Here is a 22732-nt window from a genome sequence, read left to right on the forward strand (position 1 = left end):
GGAACCCATCCATGAGCCGATTCAACCGACCCCGCCCGCGTATCCTGATCGTCGACGACGTGCACGAAAACCTGCATCTCTTGATGAATATCCTGAGCGCGAACCACACGATGACGGCCGCCACGTCGGGCGACAAGGCGCTCGAACTGGCACGCCGCAGTCCGCAGCCGGAATTGATTCTGCTCGACATCAAAATGCCGGGCATGGATGGCTATACCGTCCTGTCGCGCCTGAAATCGGACCCGGCCACCACCCATATTCCCGTGATCTTCGTCTCCTCCCTGGACGACGCGGCCGACGTCGCCGGCGGCCTCGAACTGGGCGTGGCCGACTACATCACCAAGCCGGTCGATCCGGAATTGCTGCTGCTGCGCGTGAGCACCCAGCTGACCTTGCAGCGCTACCGCGAGGACGCGGCCCTGTTCGACGCCGACCATGGCGCCGAGCCGGCCAGCGCGCCGACCGTGCTGCTGGTCGACGACGTGCCCCAGAACCTGCACGGGCTGCTGGACGCATTGCGCGACGATTACCGCATCCTGATCGCCGCTTCGGGCGCGAAGGCGCTGGAGATGGTGCGCAGCGAGGCGCCGCCCGACTTGATCTTGCTCGACATCATGATGCCCGGCATGGGCGGCCATGAGGTGTGCCAGCACCTCAAGTCGCTGCCCGAGCATAGCCGCATCCCGATCATTTTCGTCACCGTGGCCGACAGCCGGCAGGACAAGCTCAAGGGCTTCGAGCTGGGCGCGGCCGACTACATCACCAAGCCGTTCGACATCGAGGAAGTGCGCGCCCGGGTGCGCATGCACCTGGAGCTGGGCCGCCTGCGGCGCCAGCTCGAACGCCTGGTCGCCCAGCGCACCGCCATGCTCCAGAAAAGCGAAGAGAAATACCGCATCCTGGCGGACTACTCGCCCAACTGGGAATACTGGCTGGGTCCGGACGGCAGCTACCAGTACGTCTCGCCCGCGTGCAGCACGGTGTCGGGCTATGCGCCGGCCGACTTTTTCACCGACCCGGGCTTGATGGAAAAGATCATCGACCCGGCCGATCTGGCGGCCTGGGCCGAGTTCGGGCCGGCCAGCGGCCTCGACGAGCTGGGGCCGTTCGCCTGCCGCATCCGCGCCCGCGACGGCAGCGAACGCTGGGTCGAGCATGTGGCCAAACGGGTATTCGACGCCGAGGGCAAGCCACGCGGCTGGCGCGGGTCGTATGCGAATATCACGCAAAGGCGGCAGGCCGAACAACAGCTCGATTTCGTCACCCGCCGCGATCCCCTGACCGGCTTGTCCAACCGCGCCCTGTTCGGCGAATTGCTGGTGCACGCCGTGACGCAGGCCGGGCACGCGCAATCCGAGTTTGCGCTGCTATTCGTCAACCTCGACAACTTCATGACCATCAATGAAAGTCTGGGACACAGTGCCGGCGACCGCTTGCTCACCGAGGTGGCGATGCGCCTGCGCGCGCTGTTGCCCGGGGTGGATGCGATCGCGCGCGTGGGCGGCGACGAGTTCAATATCGTGCTCGAGCGCGATACGAACGCGCCCGGCGTCGACCTGGTCGCACAGCGCATCATCGACGCCCTGTCCCTGCCATACCAGCTGGACGGCACCAGCGCCTACGTCGGCGCCTGCGTCGGCATCGCCCTGTATCCGGCCGACGGTGCCGATGTGGGTAGCTTGCAAAGCAATGCCGCCGCGGCCCTGCACCAGGCCAAGGCCAAGGGCCCGGGCAGCTTGCGCTTTTTCTCGCCGGAAATGAGTAGCCGCGCCAGGGAAAGGCTGGCACTGGAAGCGGACTTGCGCGGCGCGCTCGAACGGCGCGAGTTTTCGCTGCATTACCAGCCCCAGCTGGACTTGCGCAGCGGCGAACTGGTCGGCCTGGAAGCGCTGATCCGCTGGACCCATCCGGTACGCGGGGAGGTGGCGCCGGTCTCGTTTATCCCGCTGGCCGAGGAATGCGGCCTGATCGTCGAACTGGGCGACTGGGTCTTGAAAACGGCTTGCCAGCAGATCCGGCGCTGGAGCGACGCCGGGCTGGCGCCGCGCCACACGGCGGTGAATATCTCGGCGGTGCAGCTCAGCCGCGGGCGCTTGCTGGAGTCGGTCAAGTGCGCGCTCGACGAGGCCGGCATCGCCCCGCAACAGCTGGAACTCGAAATCACCGAAAGCTTCGTGATGCTCGAACGCGAGCTCGCGTTCCAGTCGCTGGCCGACTTGCGCGCGCTCGGGGTGCGCCTGTCGATTGACGATTTCGGCACCGGCTACTCGTCGCTTGCCTATCTGCAGCAACTCAAGGTCCACAAGCTCAAGATCGACATGTCCTTCGTGCGCGACATGATGAACAATAGCGGCAACGCGGCCATTGTGCGGGCCGTGATCGCGCTCGGGCAAAGCCTGGGGCTGGAAGTGATCGCCGAGGGCGTGGAAGAGGCCGGACAGGCGCGCTACCTGCGCGACCTGGGCTGCGACGTGATGCAGGGCTATCTGTTCAGCCGGCCCTTGATGGGCGACGCCACCAGCGCCTTCCTCGCCGATTTCAGTACCCGCCACGTCACTTTTTAGGCGAGCGCTTGGGCTGAATGCTGAGTTTGGCCTTGAGTCTTTTCACATCGCCCGATGCGATCAAGAGGTCGACGATGGCGTTCATTTCCTCCACGGAAATGGGGCCATCTTTCCTGACCAGGTTGGACAGCTCGACCTGCGAGTCGTAGCGCCCGGCCACGATCACTTGCTGGCGCACCTTGGGGTCGTTCAGGTACTTCGCCATGATGACTTCGGGCACGATGCCGATATCGGCATGGTCGGCCAGCACGAAGCGGATCACGCTTTCATTGGAGTCGACCAGATACGCCTTGAAATTTTTCTTGATATAGGTTTCGTCGGGGTTGTTGTTGAATAGCTGGTAATGATAGCCGCGCACCCCGGCTACCGTGGGCACGGTCAGATCGTCGAACACCTTGTGCCCGCCGAAGCGGTTGGCGCGGCGCGCGAAATAGATATCGCCGCTGGTGAAGATGGTCTTGGTCGGCAGCAAGCCGAGTTCCGGCCTGGTCCACGCGGTGGTGCGCAAGGGATACACGTCGGCTTCCTTGTCGATGAAGACGCGGTCGAGGCGCAGGCGCGGGTAAATGATCAGTTCGAAATGAAACTTGTCCTGCACGTCGTTCATCCGGTTGACGAAATCGGCCAGCTCGCCCTTGGGCACCTTGCGACTGTCCAGGTACATGAGCTGGGCCCATGAATCGGTGGCGACGATGACCTTGATGCGGGCCTGCGCGCCAGCGGCGGCGAGCGCCAGGCACGAGGCCAGCAAGGCGGACTTCAGCAGCATTCGATAGTGGCTCACCGTGCACTCGCTCCAGGAGAAGATCTTGGTACAGGATACCGCGAAACAAGATTTCCATCCAATACAGCGCGCGCCGATTGCCACGGCGCTGTGTGTTTTGCCGCTCGCCTTTAGCGGGCCTGGATCATCCCCTGGATGACGCTGGCCATGCCTTCGACCACCTTGCCCATGCTGGCGTAGTCGAGTTTGTCGGGGGTGTCGCTGCCACGGTGATAGTGCGGATAGCGCATGGTCGCGGTATCGGTAATCATGACCGCGTCGTAGCCCTCCTTGTTGTAGGAAGTGTGATCGGACCAGGTGACGCCCTTGACGAACGATGGCGCGGCCAGCGACTCGGCTGGGAAGGTGGAGGCCTTGCGGAACGCCGCCACGGTTTTGCGTACCAGCCCGGTCGAGCCGAGCGTGCCGACAAAGGCGATGAAATTGCCCTGGTCCGGGTAAAAGGCGGACACGCCGGGTGGATAGCGCTGGCTGTTCTTGTCGCTGGAGTAGTAGCCGATGGTTTCCAGGACCAGTGCCGCCTCGACACGCTCGCCGCGCGCCTTGAGCGCCCTGGCGTGATGGCGGCTGCCCATGCCTTCGCCGCCGAAATACGGCGGTTCCTCGTTGACAAACAGGACAAACCTGAGTTCGTTACCGGGGGCGGGGATCACGCGCTTGAACATGCGCGCCAGTTCGAGCACGGCGGCGGTGCCGCTGCCGTTGTCGTTGGCGCCCGGCGTGCCCGGCGCGGAATCGTAATGCGCGCCGACGATATAGACGCGCTCCGGCCGCTTGCCCTTGGCAATATTGGCGATCGACACTTCCAGGTTGCGCACGCGCTGGCCGTCATAGGCATATTCGTCGCGCCGCACCGCGTAGCCCTGGGCGGCGAGGGTGGCTTCGAGGTACAGGGCGGCTTTTTCGAGCGCGGCCGGGGTGCTAGTGTTGTGTTCGCTTGAAGCGATGTGGCGCACATGGGCGGCCAGGCGGGCGGGCAGGTCGGCTTGCGGCGCGGCAGCGGCGGGAGCGGTCAGCGCGGCGGCCAGCACGGCCATGGTGGTGTTGAACAGCGTGCTCATTCGAATGCGCATTGTGGCCCCGGGATCGGTAGACAGGATGAATGGCCGTGAAGTTCCCGGCCAGGCGGAGTGACGACAAGCGCGATTGTACAGCCGGGGCCGGGTCTGGATGCCAGACCCGGCCCCGTCGGGGAGAGGGATTTATTGCGCAGCGGTCCAGCCGCCGCCGAGCACGCGGTACAAGGTGACCTGGTTTTGCAGCCGCTGCAAATTGGCTTGCACCGCCGCCTGTTCGGCGGAAAACAGCGAACGCTGGGCGTCGAGCAAATCGAGGTAGCTGGAGGCGCCGCTGCGGTAGCGCAAGTCCGACAGCTTGAAGCGCTCGGCCTCGGCCTGGGCCACCGAACGCTGGGCGCGCAGCTGCTCGCCGAACGCGGCCTGGCCCGCCAGCGCGTCCGATACTTCGCGGAATGCCGTCTGCACCGATTTTTCGTACTGCGCCACGGCGATGTCGCGCCCCGCCTTGGCGCTGCCCAGGTTGGCGTTGTTGCGGCCGTAGTCGAAGATCGGCAGCACCATCTGCGGCGCAAAGCTCCAGCCGTAGGAAGCGCTCTTGAACAAGCCGCTCAGCTCCTTGCTGGCGCTGCCGGCGCTGCCCGTGAGCGTGATGCGCGGGAAGAAAGCCGCGCGCGCCGCGCCGATGTTGGCATTGGCGGCGATCAGCTGCTGCTCGGCGGCGCGGATGTCCGGGCGCACCGTCAGCAAGTCCGACGGCAAGCCGGCCGGCAATTCGCTCAGCGACATCGCCGCCAGCGTGGTGCTGGTATCCGGCCCGGCCGGCAAGGTCTGGCCGACCAGCAAGGTCAGCAGATTGAGGTCCTGGGCGCGCTGGCGCTGTTGCTGGGCCAGTACCACGCGGGCGCTGTCGAGCAGCGACAATCCCTGTTGCAGGTCGAGCTTGGACACCACGCCATGGTCGAACTTGAGCTGGATCAGCTTGAGCGATTCCTCGCGCGCGCCCAGGGTTTTTTGCGTCAGGCCCAGCAATTCTTCATCGGCCAGGAGGCTCAGATAAGCGTTGGCGACCGAGGCGACCAGGCTGATGTGCGTGCTCTTGCGCGCTTCCTCGCTGGCCAGGTACTGGGCCAGGCCGGCGTCGCTCAGGCTGCGCACGCGGCCGAACAGGTCCAGCTCGAACGAGCTGATGCCAAACCCGGCCGTGTAGCTGCTGTTGATGCTGTCGTCCGCTCCCGGCACGCGGCTGCCGCTGACGGTGGCGTTGAGCGAAGGCAGGCGCTCGGCGCGGCGGATCTGGTGCTGCGCGCGCGCCTGTTCGATGTTCAGGATCGCCACGCGCAGGTCGCGGTTATTTGCCAGCGCCAGTTCGATCAGTTGCTTCAAGCGTGCATCGGCGAAGAAGCGCTGCCAGGCGATGCTGGATGCCGCTTCGGTGCTGGCGCTGCTGATCGCTGGCGCCGGGAAGGCGGGCGCCACCGGCGCGGCCGGACGCTCGTACCTGGGTGCCATCGAGGCGCAGCCGGCCAGGACCAGGATCAGGGCCAGCGGAGACAGTCGGGTCATCAATTTAGTCATGTTTTACCTCTGCGGTCAAAGCGGCGCCATCTTCGTGCGCGTATTTCTTGCGCTGGCGTTCGCTGCCCTTGAATAGTTTGCGCACCACCACGAAGAACACGGGGATGAAGAACACGCCCAGTGCGGTCGCGGTGATCATGCCGCCGGCCACGCCGGTACCGATGGCGCGCTGGCTGGCCGAACCGGCGCCGCTGGCGATCACCAGCGGCATCACGCCGAGGATGAAGGCGAACGAAGTCATCAGGATCGGACGGAAGCGCAGGTGGCACGCTTCGATGGCCGCTTCCACCAGCGGTTTGCCCTGCGCCTGCAAGTCCTTGGCGAATTCGATGATCAGGACCGCATTCTTGGCACCGAGGCCGATGATGGTGATCAGGCCGACCTTGAAGTAGACGTCATTCGGGAAGCCGCGTCCGCCGGCCGCGATCAGCGCGCCCAGCACGCCGAGCGGCACCACCAGCAGCACGGCCACCGGAATCGACCAGCTTTCGTACAGCGCGGCCAGGGCCAGGAATACCGCCAGCAGGGCGAAACCGAGCAGCACGAACACAGTCGAGCCGGACAGTTTTTCTTCGCGCGACTGGCCAGTCCATTCGAAGCCGAAGCCTGGCGGCAATTCGGACGCGATGCGTTCCATTTCAGCCAGCGCGTCGCCGGTGCTGCGGCCCGGCGCGGCGTCGCCGGCGATGCGCATGGTCGGGTAGCCGTTGTAGCGCACCGTCTGCATCGGGCCGGTGATCCAGCGCGTCGTGGCGAACGAGGACAGCGGCACTTGCTGGCCCTTGTTGTTGACCGCGTTCAGTTTCAGCAAGTCTTCCGGCTGCATGCGGTCCTTGGCGTCGGCCTGGACCACCACGCGCTGCAAGCGCCCGGCGTTCGGGAAGTCGTTCACGTAGGACGAGCCGAGCGAGGTCGAAATGGCGGTGTTGATGGCGTCAAAGGTCACGCCCTGGGCGCTGGCCTTGTCGCGGTCGATGTCGAGCTGCACCTGCGGCGCATCTTCCAGGCCTTCCGGACGCACGCCGGCCAGCACAGGGCTCTTGCTGGCCGCACCGAGCACCTGGCCGCGCGCGGCGAGCAGGGCTGCGCGTCCGAGGCCGGCACGGTCTTGCAGGCGGAACGAGAAGCCGGTGCTGCTGCCCAGTTCGGGAATCGGCGGCGGGCTGATGGCGAAGATGAAAGCGTCGCGCACGCGGCTCATGCGGCCCGAAATGCGCCCGGCCACGTCGCTGGCGCTGTGGCCGGCGCCGCCGCGCTCTTTCCAGTTCTTGAGCGTGATGAAGCCGAGCGCCATGTTCTGGCCCGAGCCGGAAAAGCTGAAACCCTGCACCCCGACCATGCTGGCCACTTCCGACTGCTTGAGGATGAAGTCTTCCGCTTCGCGCAGCGCCTTGCCGGTGCGTTCCAGCGTGGCGCCAGGCGGCAGCTGGAAGTTGGCGATGATGTAGCCCTGGTCTTCGTTCGGCAGGAAGGAGTTCGGCAAACGCACGAACAGCAGCCCGACCACGGCGACCAGCGCGACGAACACGATCATCGAGCGGCCGGTGTGGCGCAAGGTGGTGGCGACCCAGCCTTCGTACTTCTTGGCGGTGCGCGTGAAGCCGCGGTTGAACCAGCCGAAGAAGCCTTTCTTGGCGTGGTTGTGGCCGGCTTCGACGGGTTTCAAGAAGTGGGCGCACATGGCCGGCGTGAGCGAGAGCGCCATGAAAGCCGAGAACAGGATCGACGAGACCATCACCGCCGAAAACTGGCGATAAATATTACCGACCGCGCCGCCAAAGAAGGCCAGCGGCACGAACACCGACACCAGCACCACGGTCACGCCGATGATGGCGCCCGAAATCTTGCCCATCGCCTTGCGCGTCGCTTCGAGCGGCGGCAAGCCTTCTTCGCTCATGATGCGTTCGACGTTTTCGACCACCACGATGGCGTCATCGACCACGATACCGATCACCAGCACCATGCCGAACATGGTGAGCACGTTGATCGAAAAGCCCAGCGCCAGCAGGGTCGCGAGCGAGCCGAGCAATGCCACCGGCACCACGATGGTGGGAATCAGGGTGTAGCGGAAATTTTGCAGGAACAGGTACATCACCAGGAATACCAGGATGACCGCTTCGACCAGGGTTTCCAGCACTTGCTTGATGGAGATCTCGACGAACGCCGAGCTGTCGAACGGCACCGCGTATTTCATCCCGGCCGGGAAGTATTTGGACAGTTCGTTCATGCGCGCGCGCACCAGCTTGGCCGTTTCCAGCGCATTGCCGCTCGGCGAAAGCTGGATGCCGATGCCGGTCGACGGCTTGCCGTTCAGGCGCGCCGAGGTGGAGTAGCTCTGGCCGCCGATTTCGATGCGGGCCACGTCTTTCAGGCGCACGGTCGCGCCGTCCGGATTGGAGCGCAGGATGATGTTGCCGAACTGCTCGATGCTGGCCAGCTGGCCGGTCACGACCACGGTGGCGGTGATGGCTTGTCCGCCCAGGTTCGGCAAGTCGCCGATGGTGCCCGAGGCGACTTGCGCATTCTGGGTGCGGATGGCGTTGTTCACATCGGCCGGCGACAGGTTGAAGCCCACCAGTTTGGCCGGATCGATCCAGATGCGCATGGCTTTTTCGGTACCGAACAACTGGGCCTGGCCCACGCCGCGAATACGCTGGATTTCCGGCAGTACGGTGCGCGAGGCGTAGTCGCCGAGCGCAATCGGGTCCCATTTCGGGTCGTCCGACGAGAGGATGGTAAACAGCAGGAAGTTCGAGCGCGCCTTGTCCACGCGCACGCCCTGCTGCACCACCGCCTGCGGCAGGCGCGGGGTGGCGCGGCCGAGGCGGTTCTGCACGTCGACCTGGGCCAGGTCGGCATTGGTACCGGTCTCGAAACTGAGCGTGATGGTGCCGGTGCCGTTGGCCTGGCTGTTCGATTCCATGTAGATCAGGCCGGGCGAACCGTTCATCTCGCGTTCGATCACGCTGATGACGCTGTCCTCCAGGGTCTGGGCCGACGCGCCCGGGTAGGAGGTGGTGACCACGATGGCCGGCGGCGCCACGGTGGGGTATTGGGCGATCGGCAGCTGGGTGATCGCCACCGCGCCGACAACCATGATGAATAATGCGATCACCCACGCAAAAATGGGGCGATCAATAAAGAAACGAGCCATGAAGGAGTCCTGTTATATGTTTAACGGCTGGCGGCCGCGGCGGCACTGGCCGCCGGCGCAGCGCTGGCAGCGGGTGCGGCAGCGGCGGGAGCGCCACCGGCGGCTGGCGCTGCGCCCGGCGTCCATGGCACCGGCTTGACCGTCATGCCGGGCGCCTGCATCTTCTGGAAGCCATCGACCACGACCTGCTCGCCCGGCTTGATGCCTTCGAGGACAATCCATTTGCCGTTCTGCTGCGACGCCACCTTGACCGGACGCGGGCCGGGTTTGCCGTCCGGGCCGACGATGATGACCGTGTCGCCCTGGCTGCCGCGCGTGACGGCTTGCTGGGGAATGAGCATGCCGGCCGGCAGTTCAGCCTGCGACAGGCGCACGCGCACGTACTGGCCGGGCAGCAGCAAGCCATCCTGGTTCGGCACTTCGGCGCGCAGGGTGACCTGGCCCGAGGTCGGGTCGACGCTCACGTCGGAAAACAGCAGCTTGCCCTTGCTTGGCAGTTCGGAGCCGTCTTCCAGCAAGATCGATACCGGCAGCGACTCGGCGTTGCGCACTTTCAGGCTGGCCGACTTGCGCAGGCGCTGCAGGTCGGAGGCCGACTGGGTGAAGTTGACGTAGACGTGATTGGTTTGCTGGATCAGGGCCAGCTGGGTCGCTTCTGTTGCGCTGACCAGCGCGCCTTCGGTGACCAGGGCGCGCCCGATACGGCCGGCGATCGGCGCCGTGACCCGGGTGTAGGCGTTATTGATCCGGGCGATCTGCAGCGCCGCTTTGGCGGCTGCCACGTCGGCCTCGGCCTGCTTCTGGGTGGCCACGACGTTGATGTATTCCTGCTTGCTGACCGCGTTCGCTTCCACCAGCGGCTTGTAGCGTTCGGCCTGGGCGGCGGCCTGGGTCAGGTTGGCCTGGGCCTTGCCGAGGGTCGCCTGGGCGCTCAGCAGCGAGGCGGCGTACGACGCCGGATCGATCTGGAACAGTTCCTGGCCGGCCTTGACTTCGCTACCCTCTGTAAACAAGCGCTTGAGCACCACGCCATTCACCCGCGCCCGGACCTGGGCCACGCGGATCGGTTCGACCCGGCCCGGCAGTTCGGTTTGCAGGGCGACCGGTTCGAAGTTGGCTGTAATCACCCCCACTTCCGGTGGCGGGCGCTGGGCGCCAGCGCCGGGCGCGGCGTCTTTCTTGTCGCCGCAGGCCGATAACAAAGCCAGCGCAGCGAGCGTGCAGGCGGCGATCCGGGTCAGGGACGGGGAAGGGAGGAGGGTGTGGCGCATTACGTGTGCATCCTTTAAGTAAGGGATGGGCTGTGGTTACATCCGCCGGAGGGGTGTAATTACGAACTTCATCGCGGGCTTCCTGATTTTGGAATATACTAACATGACTGTATGTTTAATGTTTGACGCCCCCTGAAAGGGAGGAGTTGCATGGTCCGCAGGACAAAGGAAGATGCGCTGGCGACGCGCGACAGCATCATGGATGCCGCGGAACAGCTGTTTGTCGAGCAGGGGGTGTCGGGAACCACCTTGCAGCATATCGCGACGGCGGCGGGCGTGACGCGCGGTGCGATTTACTGGCATTTCGAGGATAAGGGTGCGCTGTTCAACGCCATGATGGAACGCGCCACCATGCCGCTCGAAGCGGCGATGCAGACGCTTGATTGCGCGGGCGGGGCCGACCCGCTGGGGCATTTGCGCAGCTATGCGCTGTGCGTGTTCGACCTGACCATTCACGATCCGAAGGCGCGCCGGGTGTTCGAGATCGCCACCCTGAAACTCGAATATGTCGGTGAAATGTCGGCCATGCGGGGGCGCCGCAGGCAGCATCGCGAGCAGTTCATGGCCAGTGCCGAACGGATTGTGAGGGAAGGGATTGCCCATGGCCGCTTAAAAGGCGCGGTCAAGCCGCATGCGGCGGCGCTGGGATTGTTCATCCTGATCGAAGGGCTGGTGCGTAGCTGGCTGATCACGCCCGATTTCGACCTGGAGCAGTTGGGCGTGGAAATCGTCGATACGCATCTTGATTCTCTCCGCGCCTGAAAGGGATCCGTCGTACTCACCGTCCTCAGATCCGTCGTTCCTGGCATTGCCAGAAACGACTTCCCGCGCCAAGGCGGCACTCGGCGGGAACCCAAGTTCGTAGCTCAGACGGTGGCTGCGGAAAAGACTTGGGCCCCCGCCTGCGCGGGGGCGACGTGACATCGGTGATTAACGCATGCCCGTAATGATCTGTTTCAGCTTGCCCGAATCGGCGCAGAACGCACGGATACCTTCCGCCAGCTTCTCGGTCGCCATCGCATCTTCATTCATCATGAAGCGGAACGTCTTTTCATCAATCGCCACCTTCTCGATCGACACCGCCGACGCAGTCGGCGTCAGCTTGCGCTCGACCGGCTCATTGCTGTCGGCGAGCTTTTGCAGCAGCTCGGGGCTGATGGTCAGCAGGTCGCAGCCGGCCAGTTCCAGGATCTGCGAGGTATTGCGGAAGCTCGCGCCCATCACTTCGGTGGTGTAGCCGAACTTGCGGTAGTAGTTATAAATGCGCTTGACCGACTGCACGCCCGGGTCTTCCGCGCCCGTGTACTCAAGATCGTTGGCCTTCTTGAACCAGTCGTAGATGCGCCCGACGAACGGCGAAATGAGCTGCGCGCCCGCTTCGGCGCAGGCAATCGCCTGGGCCAGCGAAAACAGCAAGGTCATATTGCAGCGGATGCCTTCCTTCTGCAAAATCTCGGCGGCGCGGATGCCTTCCCAGGTCGACGCGATCTTGATCAGGACGCGCTCGCGGCCTGCGCCGGCGTCTTCGTACAGGGCGATCAGCTCGCGGCCCTTGGCCACGGTCGCTTCGGTATCGAACGACAGGCGCGCATCGATCTCGGTGGAGACGCGGCCCGGAATGATCTTGAGGATTTCCATGCCGAAGGCGACCAGCACGCGGTCGATCACGTCGCCGGTGGACAGGTCCGGAAAGTCGCGCACGGCTTTTTCGAGCAGGGGTTTGTATTCGGGTTTTTGCACCGCCTTGAGGATCAGCGACGGATTGGTGGTCGCGTCGCGCGGCGTGTACTGTTTGATCGACTGAAAATCGCCGGTGTCGGCAACGACCTTGGTGAATTGCTTGAGTTGTTCGAGTTGGTTCATGGTTGCGCTAACGGGTAAGGAGATCGAACCTTATTGTACAACCATGTACAGACTTGTCTATCCGATAAAGGAATCAAACTGCATGTCGAATTCCTGCAACGCCTTTTGCGCATTCTGCATCTTCTTGCGGAACTCCGGCCCACGCTGCAAGGCCAGGCCCACCGCCAGCACGTCGATCACCACCAGATAGGCCAGGCGCGCCGAAATCGGCGTGTACGGGTCGATGTTGAACACCAGGTCGATCGGAATGAGTACCGTGGCCATGTCGGCCAGCGGGGTGCCCGATGGCGCCAGCACGATCACGTCGGCCCCGCCACGGCGCGCCAGCTTGGCCGAACGCACCAGCGCCGAATTGTTGCCGCGCTGGGAAATGGCCACCACGGCATCGCCCGCGTGCAGCAGCGAGGCGGCGATGCTGTGGATGGCCGGATCGGCGTAGGCCACGGTCGGCACGCCGGAGCGGAAGAACTTGTGCTGGGCGTCGGTGGCGACGATGCCGGACGTGCCCTGGCCATAGAACTCGATCTTTTTCGCGCGCGACAAAATATCGAGCGCGCGCTGGATCGCTTCGGGATTGAGGTTGTTGCGCAGGTCGAGCAGGGTATTGATGGAACGGCTGCAGATCTTGTTGACCAGGTCCGCCGCCAGGTCGTCCTGGGTTGGCTGTTCGTTGGCGCCGGGCAGGGCCAGGGCCAGGCCCTGGGCGAGTTTGAGCTTGAACTCGTGCCAGCCGTCGTAGCCGAGGGTGCGGCAAAAGCGCACCACGGTTGGCTCGGACACCTGGGCGCTCTTGGCCAGCGCCGTGATGTTCTGGCTGACCGTGGCCGCCGGATGTTCGAGCACCGCCAGCGCGACTTTTTTCTCGGACTTCGAGAGGGAATCGAGCTGGGTGCGGATGGAGTCGAGTAGCACTGGTTCAGTCTTCGGGGAAGGGTGAAGCAGGGGTTTCGCGGTGCATCGCACCGCGCCTGCGTAACGGTCTGGCCATGCAGGGCCAGACTCCTTGCGCTTCCATTTGTTAGTCTTCGGGGAGCGCTTCTTCGCGCCACTGCAAGCCATCGCGTCCGATCAGGGCGCTGGCTGCGGCAGGGCCCCAGGTGCCGGCGCTGTATGGAATCGGTACGCTGTCTTCCTGGTCCCAGTGGTCGAGGATCGGTTCGACCCATTCCCACGCCGCTTCCAGCTCGTCGCCGCGCATGAACAAGGTCAGTTGGCCGCGCAGCACGTCGAGCAGCAGGCGCTCGTAGGCATCCATGCGCGGGGTCTTGAACTGCTCGCGGAAATCGAGTTCGAGTTCGGCCTGTTTCAGGCGCATGCTGTCGCCCGGGGTCTTGGCCATCAGGTTGAGCGACAGGCCTTCGTCCGGTTGCAGGCGGATCACCAGGCTATTTGGCTGGAAGCTGCTGGTCGGCTGGTTGAAGATCGAGTGCGGGATCTGCTTGAAGCGCACCACGATTTCGGCCAGGCCGTCGGCCATGCGCTTGCCGGTGCGCAGATAAAACGGCACGCCGGCCCAGCGCCAGGTATCGATTTCGGCCTTGATGGCGACAAAGGTTTCGGTGCGCGACTGTTGCGGCGCGTCCGGTTCGTCGCGGTAGCTCGGTACGGCCTTGCCGTCGACATGACCGGCGCGGTACTGGCCGCGCACGATGTTTTGCGCCAGCGTGGTCGGGGTGAAGCGCTTGAGGGAGCGCAGCACCTGCAGCTTGGCGTCGCGCACGGCGTCCGGAGCGATCGAGGTGGGCGGTTCCATGGCGACGATACAGAGCAGTTGCAACAGGTGATTTTGCAGCATGTCGCGCAAGGCGCCGGACGTATCGTAGTAACCCATGCGGTTGCCCACGCCGATTTTTTCGGCGATGGTGATCTGCACGTCCGAAATCCACTCGCGGCGCCACAGCGGCTCGAACAGGATGTTCCCGAAGCGCAGGGCCAGCAGGTTCTGGACGGTCTCTTTGCCGAGGTAGTGGTCGATCCGGTAGATCTGCGATTCGGCGAAGACCTTGCCGACTTCGGCGTTGATCTGCTTGGCCGATTCCAGGTCGCGTCCGAGCGGTTTTTCGAGGACCACGCGCGAGTTGGTGGTGGCAAGACCCGCGCTGGCGAGGTTGTCGCAAATTTGCGCGAACAGGTGCGGCGGCGTGGCCAGGTAATAGACGCGGGTGATCTTGTCGTCGTTGCGCAGGGCGTCGACCAGCGCGCCGTAAGTGGAGGCGTCGGTGGCGTTGAGCGAGACGTAGACGATGCGCTTGACGAAATTGGCCCAGCCTTCTTCGACCAGCTTCTTGACGTGCGGCTTTGAGGTGCTGTCGACGGTTTGCAGGAATTCTTCTTGCGAGATGTCGTTGCGGCCGACGCAGATGATGCGGGCGGTCTGCGGCAGGTCCTTGGCGACATCGCGCGCGTACATCGCAGGGAGCAGCTTGCGCATCGACAGATCGCCGCTGCCGCCAAAAAGAACGAGGTCAAAATCGGTAAGAGCCATAGTATGTGATCGCTGAAAGTAGGGGGCCGGATGATGATGCCGCTAGTTGCCGATGGCTGGCGCACGCAAGGGAGCACAAGCAGAAAGGGTAGCAAAGCTGGTTGTGTAAATTTACTACATATTTAGATGGTTCGCAAGAAATTTTACTACGTATTCCTGGCGCAAGCCGATTGCGCGGGCCTTCTCGAAAACCTGTGGATGCCGCAAGGTCAAGGATCGCTGCGCTGATAACCTTGCTTGGAACGGATGAGGAACGGGCAAGCGCACGACCGCCCCGCCTCGTGCCCGGCGCACAGCCTTTTTCAAGGTATGTGCAATTGGACATGTTACCGAATCGAATCGTCGACATGTCGCCTGACTTTTCGGAGGATTCATCATGCAATCGATCCACCCACTCACGGCCGCCCTGGCCATCCTGTTCGCCGCATCGGGCGGCAGCGCGCTGGCCCAGGACGATCACGCACACGCGGGCTTCTGCGCGCCGACGACCAAGGCCACCCCCGTGCTGAGCACCAGCGATTTCGATGGCGACGGAACGGTGACGCGGAACGACATCCGCCTGCTCAGGCAGCAGGTCAGGACGGGCCAGTACATCGCCTTTTTCGACCGCAACGCCGATCATGTCCTCGACCGCAAGGATATCGCGATAGCGACAGCCGAAGCCGGGGCGAAGAGCACTGAACTCGACCGCCAGCTGGCCGCCGCCTACCAGGCAACGAAGGCTTACCGCAACATCGGCGCCGCCATCCGCGCCGGTTTCGTGCCGTGGACGCCGTCCTTCCACGGCCACGGCACGCATTGGGTCCAGCGTCCGGAAAAAGGCTCGCTGGGCTACGTGTTCGACCCTGGCGCGCCGGAAGGGCTCAATTACGATGCCAGGGGCCGCCTGTGGGCCGTTTTCTACTATTCCGGGCCATCGCCAACCCGCCTCAACGGGGGGAAATATCCGCCCGGAGACAGTTACGTGCCGAACCTGCACGCCTTTGGTGAGGGATTTGCCGGCGACACGGATGTCTGGCACCATCACAACGGCGCTTGCTTCACGGGGCTGAACTACGAACATCCCACCCTGGATGCGCGCAAACTGACGTTCCGGCAGGGGCTGAGCCCGAAAGAGTGCCTGCCGGCCAGTGCCATCGCAAAAGGCTTGCCGGTCGCCCCCGACGTCAAATGGACGCCACAATTCCACATGCTGCATGCCTGGATCTACGAGTTGAACCGCTGCGGCACCTTTGCCGACGCGGATCCGGACCTGGCGACGCGTTCTCCGCTCCTGGAAAGCACCATGCCGAAGGAGGGCGGCGATCCGCAGGCGCCGCATCCGGCCTATCCGTTTGCCGGAGGCACCCTGTGCGCCTGGCTCAGTGAGCTCGGCCAAACGCCGGCTTCCTGCGCGCAGCGCAAGTGACGAGCATCGCGCACTGCCGGGATGGCCCTGTCACCGCACCGGCAGGCGAATCGTAAACGTGGCTCCCTTGTCCTTGCCCGCGCTGGCCACCGACAAGGTGCCGCCATGCAGTTCCACCAGATGCCGCGCGATGTACAGACCCAGTCCCAGTCCCGCGGCATTGGCGTGGCGCTGCAAATTGAAGGCCCCGAACACATGCGGCAGATCGTCCGCCGCGATCCCCTGGCCGGAATCGGCCACGGCGATCTCCACCTGTTCGGCGCCCTGGCTGATATCGACGCGGATGGTGCCGCCGCGCGGCGTGAACTTGATCGCGTTGAACAGCAGGTTCCACAGCACCTGCTGCAAACGCCGTCCATCGGCCTCCAGATGCACCTGGTCGCCATGATCGGGCGGCGTCACGGCGAGCACAATCTCCTTTTCGCTGGCGTTGCCTTCCACCGTCGACAGCGCGTCGCGCAGCACCTGGCCCAGCACCACCGGCGTGCGCGCAATCGACATTTGCCCGGTCAGCGTGCGCGCCGCGTCGATCAGGTCATCGATCATGGCCGCTTCCTGGCCGATATGCACGCGCATCGCCGTCAGGCCGGTTTCCACCTTGGCCGGCAGGTCCGGCACGGTCTTGAGCAGTACCTCGATGCGCATCGACAGCGCCGACAGCGGCGTGCGCATTTCGTGCGACACCGTGGCCAGGAACAGATCGCGCGCGCGGTTGACGCGATTGAGTTCTTCGATGGTTTCGCGCTGGCGGTCGATCGACCCGGCCAGCGTTTGCAGCAGCGCGCCGTAGGTCGCCAGGCGCGCTTCCGACACCGGTGACTCAAGCCGCACTTCGCTCCACAGCGCATTGCCCGACACGCCCACCGCCGCGCCGATGCGCTCGCAGGCCATGGGCGAACTGAAATCGCTGAAGCGCCAGCCGTACACCAGCACGCCGTACACCTGGCCGAACTGGGTCAGCGCCAGGCTGCATACGCGCATGCCGTGAAAACTGCCATCCTCGGCGATGTCGCCTGCAAACACGCGCGCGGCGATGCGCCTTTCCAGCGCCGTGCCGGGGCCGTCGTCGCGCCACAGGGTCGAGGTGCCCAGTACGCGCGTGGTGGACGAGGCAAGCAGCGGGCCGACCTGGCGCCAGCCGCGCACATCGTACAGCGACACCGTCAGTCCGCTGGCCTGCGCAAACTGGGTCAGCGGCGTGACCCATTCGTCCCAGTCGATGCCGGCGTCGCCGGCCACGGCCAGGTTGATCATGCCGGATTGTCGGTCGGCAGGTCGACCGAGTCAGGCAAGCGCGTTCCGTGCGCCACGGCGTCCTCGATGAGAGGACTCTGGCGCGACGGCGAGCGCGAAAGCAGGCCGTAATACGAGGAGAACGGCAGTTGCGGCACCACGCCGGCCGGATCGGCATGGCCGCTTGCTTCGTCGAGCAACTGCAAGCCGCCTTCGGCGATCACGTATTCGCGCGTGATCTGGCGATTGCAGCTGCCGCGCACCTTGGGCACGGCGATCGCGCGCCGCAGCACGGTGGAGATTTCGACGTAGTTGAGCAGGATGATGTTGTCGACCAGGTGCGAGCCCTTGAGTTCTTCGCTGATCTGCGAAATGCCCAGCAGCTCGGGACTCTCGTAATTGAAGAGGATGGTCGCCAGCCGGTTCTTGAAGAAGGTGGCCAGCGCGTACAGGTAGTCGGCCACCTCGGAAGGGCTGGTCATTTCGTACACCGCGCAGGAATCGAACACCACGCAGTCGATGCCTTTTTCCTCGACCAGCTTGATGATGCGGTCGAAGTGGATATCGAGTTCGAGTTCGAGCGGCGACTCGTAGTGGATGAACAGGTCGCCGCTGTCCATCAGGGCGGCCAGGTCGAAACCGAGCGTGGCGGCGTTGCGGATCAACTGGCGCGGGTGTTCGTCCAGGCTCACCAGCAGCGTCTTGTGGCCGGTGCCGATGGCCGCGGTGAGGAACTGCACGCTCAACACCGTCTTGCCGGTGCCGGAAATGCCGCTGACCATGGTGACCGAGCCGGCGTACAGGCCGCCGTCCATCATGTCGTCGATGGCCTTGGAGCCGGTCGAAACACGCTGGTCGGAGGTTGGCTGGTCGTTCGAACTGATTGGGCGCGACTGCGCGCGGCGGTAGATGTGCACCCCACGCCCGCCTTCGATGCGCATGGTGTGGCTGCCGGCGATGAAGTCCTGGCCGCGCGACTTGAGCACCGTCAGGCGCCGGTGCACGCGGCGGCGCTGCTCTTCGCGCGTGAGCGAGACGATGGTGTCGAACACGAAGCGCTCGTGCGACGGCACCGAGCCCAAGCTCTCGTCGCGTTCAGCCGTGACCATGGTGGTCACGCCCATGCGCGCCAGGCCTTCGATCAGCAGGTGCACGTCTTCGCGGAAGGGTTTGTCGTGCACCTCGGCGTACAGGCGCATCGGGGTCAGGCCGTCGATCAGCAGGCGCTTGGCGCCCATCGATTTGAGGGCGTCGGCAAAGGCGCCGTCGGCGTTGCGGAACTCGCTGAGCAGCACCGCGGGACTGGTCTGGATCACCTTGATCTTGCCGGCGTCGATCAGCCCTTGCAAGTCCCAATTGAAGCCGGCGGCATCGCGCAGCAGCTTGGCCGCATCGAGCTCGAACGACACGATCGCGCCCGGCTCGTCGTGCAGTGCAGCGCCGGCGTAAATGAAGCCGAGGCCGAGCGTGGTCTTGCCGGTGCCGGGCGCACCTTCCACGATCAGGTTGTTCCCGCGCGGGATGCCTCCAAGCAGGACTTCGTCCAGTCCGGCGATGCCTGTTTTGACCAGCATGTTCAATTGGCTTCCTTCAGTGTGTTTTGTGCATTCTTAATTGCACGCTAGTTTATCACCGGGCATTGAATCGTTCCGCCGCACGCGGCATTTTGCCGTGCACCGTTGTTCGCAGGTATATTACTCAGCGGAATCGATGACATTCAGAAGCGCATCGATCGCCCTGGCAGTGACTAACTCAATAGGATGGATATGAAATATTTGGTAATTGCGGCGGTTTTTTGTGTCGGACCGGCATGCGCGAGCGGGCTCGACGACATGAAGGCAGCGCTCGCACTGTTGCAGGGTCAGGGCACGCTGCGCGCGGCGTATGAGGCGCGCGAAACGCACACGGAATTCGACGCCAAGCCGCTCAAGGGGCCGGAGACGGCGATGGCGGCGGCGCAGGTGGTGGACGATCCGGCCGGGCTGGAGATTCGCTGGGACCGCGGCTTGCTCAAGCGCGCGGCGGACGAGTCGAGCGTGGCGAAGGGGGCCAAGCGCAAGCAGGCGCTGACGCAGCTGGTGGCGTCGAGTTCGGCGCCGCGGCTGGCGGTGGCGGTCAATTACGCGCCGCGCTTGCTGCAGGCGCTGGCGATCAGCCAGTTCAAGTCGGAGCGCGCCGATACGTACCAGGGCAAGCCGGCCAGGCTGCTGGAGGTGGTGATGACGCCGCAGGAAGAGGTGAACCAGAACGTCAGCATCAAGGACAACACCATCGAGGCGCGCTTCTGGCTCGGGCCGGACGGGGTGCCGCTGGCGGCGGTGACGAATCACACGATCAAGGCCAAGTTCATGGTGTTCATGTCGTATGAGAAGACCACGAAGGAAGAGTTCACGTTCGGGGTGGTGAACAACCGGCTGGTGGTGCTCAAGCGCGAGATGCAGGGGAAAGAGAAGGGGCCGGGGACGGAGAATGAGTTCAAGAATTTGTATACGATGACGCCGAAGTTGTAGCGGCGGTAGTCCCCGGTGCCGTCGTCCGCATAACCACCGTCGTTCCTGCCATTGGCAGAAACGACTCCCCGCGCAGGCGGGAACGCATGCGTTCCCCCCAAGTTCGTGCTGTAGTTGCGAGCGCCGAGAAACTTGGGTTCCCGCCTGCGCGGGAAGGATGGGGCTCAGGGCCGGTACGCGTATTCCTCGCGCCCCGCTACATCCACTCGCAGCGACAGCACGTGTCCATTCAACGGATAGCTCTCGTGCTCCGCTTCCGGCCGTCCGTGGCTGGCGCTGGTCACATACAGGGTGCGCAGATCCTCGCCGCCAAACGCAATCATGGTCGGGCATTTGACCGGCAGCTTCACTTCGCGCAGCAGCTCACCCGACGCCGCAAAGCGCAGCAGCCGCGCGCCCTCGAACATCGCGCACCAGTACGCGCCTTCGCTGTCGACTGCCGCGCCATCGGGCCGGCCGCCGTAATCGGCCGCCTTCTTATCGGGCGAAAACAGCTGGAAGGTTTCGCGCGCCTTGGCCTCGCCGCTGGCCGCATCGAAGCGATAGCGGTCGATCCGGTGGGCGGCGGTGTCGGCGTGATACATCGCGTGCCCGTCCGGCGTGAAACCGAGTCCGTTGGAATTCATCATTCCGCCCGACCATTTGAGGCTGACAACGCCTTTCTCCAGGCAGAACATCTGCGCCGCCTGCTGGTCGCGCGGCTCGTAGATGGTGCCGACCCAGAAGCGCCCGGCCGGGTCGACCCGGCCATCGTTAAAGCGCGTGGTGGCCATGTCGTACGGCGCGGCGGCGATGTCGGTGACGTCGTTGCTGGCCGTATCGAGGTGCACAAAGCCGGCGCGGGTGGCGACCACCAGGCCGCCGCCGGCGTCGATGGCCAGCGCCGCCGGTTCGCTCGCCAAGCGCCACGAACGGTGCGCGCCGCTCCCCGGGTGCAGCGCGTGCACCGTGAAGCCGCCGATGTCGACCCAGTACAAGGTCTGTTCGCCGGCATGCCAGAGCGGGCATTCGCCCACCAGCATTGGCGTGTCGTGGACGACGGTAAAGGCGCCGGCGTCCATTACACCGCCGCCTTGGCCATGGCGATCAGGCCATTGGTGGAGCTGTCGTGCAGCTCGGGCTGCGGTTCGCCCGTCAGTTCGGCCTCGATCTTCTTGGCCAGCACCTTGCCCAGTTCGACGCCCCACTGATCGAAACTGTTCACGTCCCAGATCACGCCCTGCACGAAGGTCTTGTGTTCGTACAGCGCGATCAGGGCGCCCAGCGTGTACGGCTTGAGGTACTCCATCAGGATCGTATTGCTCGGACGGTTGCCGGGGAAGGTCTTGTGCGGCGCCAGCGTTTCGCTTTCGGCCAGCGACAGTCCTTGCGACTGCAAATCGATGCGCACTTCGTCGATGGTTTTACCGCGCATGAAGGCTTCCGACTGGGCGAAGCAGTTGGCCAGCAGCGCGGCGTGGTGGTTTTCCAGTTCGTGCGCGGGACGCAGCGCGGCGATGAAGTCGATCGGCGTGACGTCGCTGCCCTGGTGCAGCAGCTGGAAGTAGGCGTGCTGGCCGTTGGTGCCGCAATCGCCCCAGATCACCGGACAGGTTGGCGTGTCGACCGGCTGGCCGCCCTTGGTCACGCGCTTGCCGTTGCTTTCCATGTCGAGCTGCTGGAGGTAGGCCGGGAAGCGGTTCAGGTCCTGGTGATATGGCGCGATCGACACCGAGCTGCAACCGAGGAACTGGCGGTTCCAGAAGCCCACCAGCGCAAGCAGCACCGGCATGTTGGCCTCCAAGGGCGCCTGCTGGAAGTGCTGGTCCATCGCGTGGGCGCCGGCCAGCAAATCGCTGAAGTGGCCGAAACCGACGCACAGTGCCACCGACAGGCCGATTGCCGACCATACCGAATAGCGTCCGCCGACCCAGTCCCAGAACGGGAACATATTGGCCGGGTCGATGCCGAAGGCCTTGATCGCTTCCGTGTTGGTGGAGACGGCGACGAAGTGGCGCGCCAGCGCGTCTTCCGGCGCATGTTGCAGGAACCAGGCGCGCGCGGTTTGCGCGTTCATCATCGTTTCGGTGGTGGTGAAGGTCTTGGAGGCGATGATGAACAAGGTCGTTTCGGGATCGACCTTGCCCAGCGCGGCGTCCATGTCGTGGCCGTCGACGTTGGAGACGAAGTGCATGGTCAGGCGCGGGTGCGCGTATTGACGCAGCGCCAGGCAGACCATCTTCGGCCCCAGGTCGGAGCCGCCGATACCGATGTTGACGATGTCGGTAATCGGTTTGCCGCTGTGGCCAAGCCAGGTGCCGGCGCGCACCGCGTCGGTGAACAGGCGGACCCGGTCGAGCACCACGTGGACGTCGGCGTTGACATCCTGGCCGTCGACCACCAGCGGCGTGCCACGCGGGGCGCGCAGGGCGGTGTGCAGCACGGCGCGCCGTTCGGTCAGGTTGATGCGTTCGCCGGAGAACATGGCGTCGCGCTGGCTTTCGACGCCGCGTTCCCGCGCCAGCTCGACCAGCAGTTCAAGCGTGCGCCCGTCAAGCCGGTTTTTTGAATAGTCTAGGAACAAACCCGCCGCATCGACGGTCAGTTTGGGGAAGCGTTGCGGGTCGGCGGCGAACAGGCCGCGCAATTCCCAGTCTTCGGCTTCGATCGCGTGCGTTTCGAGGGCCTGGAAGCTGGCGGTGGAGGTAAGGGCAGGCTGGCGCATTGGTACTCGCTGTTCGGTTGGTTAAGATCGGGTGCCGGCCGCGCGGCCAGCGCATCGAAGAAGATTATCCAATAATACAGAAATTCACGTAAATTCACTACATAAAGTTGGCGGCCACGAGCGGTGGCGAGGCCGCATGACCGATGTTGCCGGGTCGCTTTA

The 22732-nt window shown here is 64.4% G+C and carries 16 protein-coding genes; 4 read left to right on the top strand and 12 right to left on the bottom strand.

Going from position 1 to position 22732, the window contains the following annotated elements:
• The first annotated feature begins 11 nt into the window (after positions 1 to 11).
• Positions 12 to 2564 carry a GGDEF/EAL domain-containing response regulator gene (locus F2P44_RS20025; RefSeq protein ID WP_167088810.1) on the top strand — a complete coding sequence of 851 codons (2553 nt, stop codon included), beginning with the start codon at positions 12 to 14 and terminating at the stop codon, positions 2562 to 2564.
• Here F2P44_RS20025 and F2P44_RS20030 read toward each other — a convergent pair.
• From F2P44_RS20030 to F2P44_RS20050, 5 genes are all read right to left on the bottom strand, one after another.
• On the bottom strand, positions 2554 to 3348 hold the full coding sequence (locus F2P44_RS20030) for a transporter substrate-binding domain-containing protein (protein ID WP_167088811.1): 795 nt from the start codon (positions 3346 to 3348) through the stop codon (positions 2554 to 2556). The genes F2P44_RS20025 and F2P44_RS20030 overlap by 11 nt on opposite strands.
• A gap of 110 nt (positions 3349 to 3458) precedes the next feature.
• Positions 3459 to 4409 carry a M28 family peptidase gene (locus F2P44_RS20035; RefSeq protein WP_167088812.1) on the bottom strand — a complete coding sequence of 317 codons (951 nt, stop codon included), beginning with the start codon at positions 4407 to 4409 and terminating at the stop codon, positions 3459 to 3461.
• A gap of 141 nt (positions 4410 to 4550) precedes the next feature.
• A complete protein-coding gene (locus tag F2P44_RS20040) occupies positions 4551 to 5930 on the bottom strand; it encodes an efflux transporter outer membrane subunit (protein ID WP_229423642.1) in 1380 nt (459 codons plus the stop codon).
• Between the two features lie 4 nt (positions 5931 to 5934).
• Entirely contained in the window at positions 5935 to 9096 is a 3162-nt protein-coding gene (locus F2P44_RS20045; RefSeq protein ID WP_167088814.1) for an efflux RND transporter permease subunit, read from the bottom strand.
• Positions 9097 to 9116: 20 nt separating this feature from the next.
• The gene (locus F2P44_RS20050; protein WP_167088815.1) at positions 9117 to 10367 is read right to left on the bottom strand and encodes an efflux RND transporter periplasmic adaptor subunit; all 1251 of its coding nucleotides are present in this window, start codon (positions 10365 to 10367) and stop codon (positions 9117 to 9119) included.
• A 150-nt stretch (positions 10368 to 10517) separates the two neighbouring features.
• On the opposite strand from F2P44_RS20050, the gene F2P44_RS20055 reads away from it, so the two are divergent.
• The gene (locus tag F2P44_RS20055; RefSeq protein WP_167088816.1) at positions 10518 to 11129 is read left to right on the top strand and encodes a TetR family transcriptional regulator; all 612 of its coding nucleotides are present in this window, start codon (positions 10518 to 10520) and stop codon (positions 11127 to 11129) included.
• A 168-nt stretch (positions 11130 to 11297) separates the two neighbouring features.
• Here F2P44_RS20055 and tal read toward each other — a convergent pair whose 3' ends face one another.
• The 3 genes from tal to zwf all read right to left on the bottom strand — a co-directional run bounded on the left by tal (position 11298) and on the right by zwf (position 14715).
• A complete protein-coding gene (gene tal, locus F2P44_RS20060; protein ID WP_167088817.1) occupies positions 11298 to 12230 on the bottom strand; it encodes a transaldolase in 933 nt (310 codons plus the stop codon).
• A 57-nt stretch (positions 12231 to 12287) separates the two neighbouring features.
• Entirely contained in the window at positions 12288 to 13142 is an 855-nt protein-coding gene (locus tag F2P44_RS20065; protein WP_167088818.1) for an SIS domain-containing protein, read from the bottom strand.
• Positions 13143 to 13248: 106 nt separating this feature from the next.
• A complete protein-coding gene (zwf, locus tag F2P44_RS20070; RefSeq protein ID WP_167088819.1) occupies positions 13249 to 14715 on the bottom strand; it encodes a glucose-6-phosphate dehydrogenase in 1467 nt (488 codons plus the stop codon).
• Between the two features lie 376 nt (positions 14716 to 15091).
• Here zwf and F2P44_RS20075 point away from each other — a divergent pair, with 376 nt between their 5' ends.
• Positions 15092 to 16123, top strand: a complete 1032-nt coding sequence (locus F2P44_RS20075; RefSeq protein WP_167088820.1) for a hypothetical protein — start codon at positions 15092 to 15094, stop codon at positions 16121 to 16123.
• Between the two features lie 30 nt (positions 16124 to 16153).
• On the opposite strand, the gene F2P44_RS20080 is transcribed toward F2P44_RS20075, so the two are convergent.
• Both F2P44_RS20080 and F2P44_RS20085 read right to left on the bottom strand, forming a co-directional pair.
• Positions 16154 to 17377 (bottom strand): sensor histidine kinase, encoded by a 1224-nt coding sequence (locus tag F2P44_RS20080; RefSeq protein ID WP_167088821.1) that lies wholly within the window; start codon positions 17375 to 17377, stop codon positions 16154 to 16156.
• Positions 17374 to 18930 carry an ATPase domain-containing protein gene (locus F2P44_RS20085; RefSeq protein ID WP_167088822.1) on the bottom strand — a complete coding sequence of 519 codons (1557 nt, stop codon included), beginning with the start codon at positions 18928 to 18930 and terminating at the stop codon, positions 17374 to 17376. Before F2P44_RS20085 ends, F2P44_RS20080 begins: the two co-directional genes overlap by 4 nt.
• Positions 18931 to 19122: 192 nt before the next feature.
• On the opposite strand from F2P44_RS20085, the gene F2P44_RS20090 reads away from it, so the two are divergent.
• The gene (locus F2P44_RS20090; protein WP_167088823.1) at positions 19123 to 19866 is read left to right on the top strand and encodes a hypothetical protein; all 744 of its coding nucleotides are present in this window, start codon (positions 19123 to 19125) and stop codon (positions 19864 to 19866) included.
• 164 nt (positions 19867 to 20030) lie between these two features.
• Here F2P44_RS20090 and F2P44_RS20095 read toward each other — a convergent pair whose 3' ends face one another.
• Positions 20031 to 20927 (bottom strand): SMP-30/gluconolactonase/LRE family protein, encoded by an 897-nt coding sequence (locus tag F2P44_RS20095; protein ID WP_229423643.1) that lies wholly within the window; start codon positions 20925 to 20927, stop codon positions 20031 to 20033.
• On the bottom strand, positions 20927 to 22570 hold the full coding sequence (pgi, locus tag F2P44_RS20100; protein ID WP_167088824.1) for a glucose-6-phosphate isomerase: 1644 nt from the start codon (positions 22568 to 22570) through the stop codon (positions 20927 to 20929). Before pgi ends, F2P44_RS20095 begins: the two co-directional genes overlap by 1 nt.
• Positions 22571 to 22732: the final 162 nt, after the last annotated feature.

Source organism: Massilia frigida, from assembly GCF_011682175.1.
Classification (GTDB): Bacteria; Pseudomonadota; Gammaproteobacteria; order Burkholderiales; family Burkholderiaceae_D; genus Telluria_A; species Telluria_A frigida.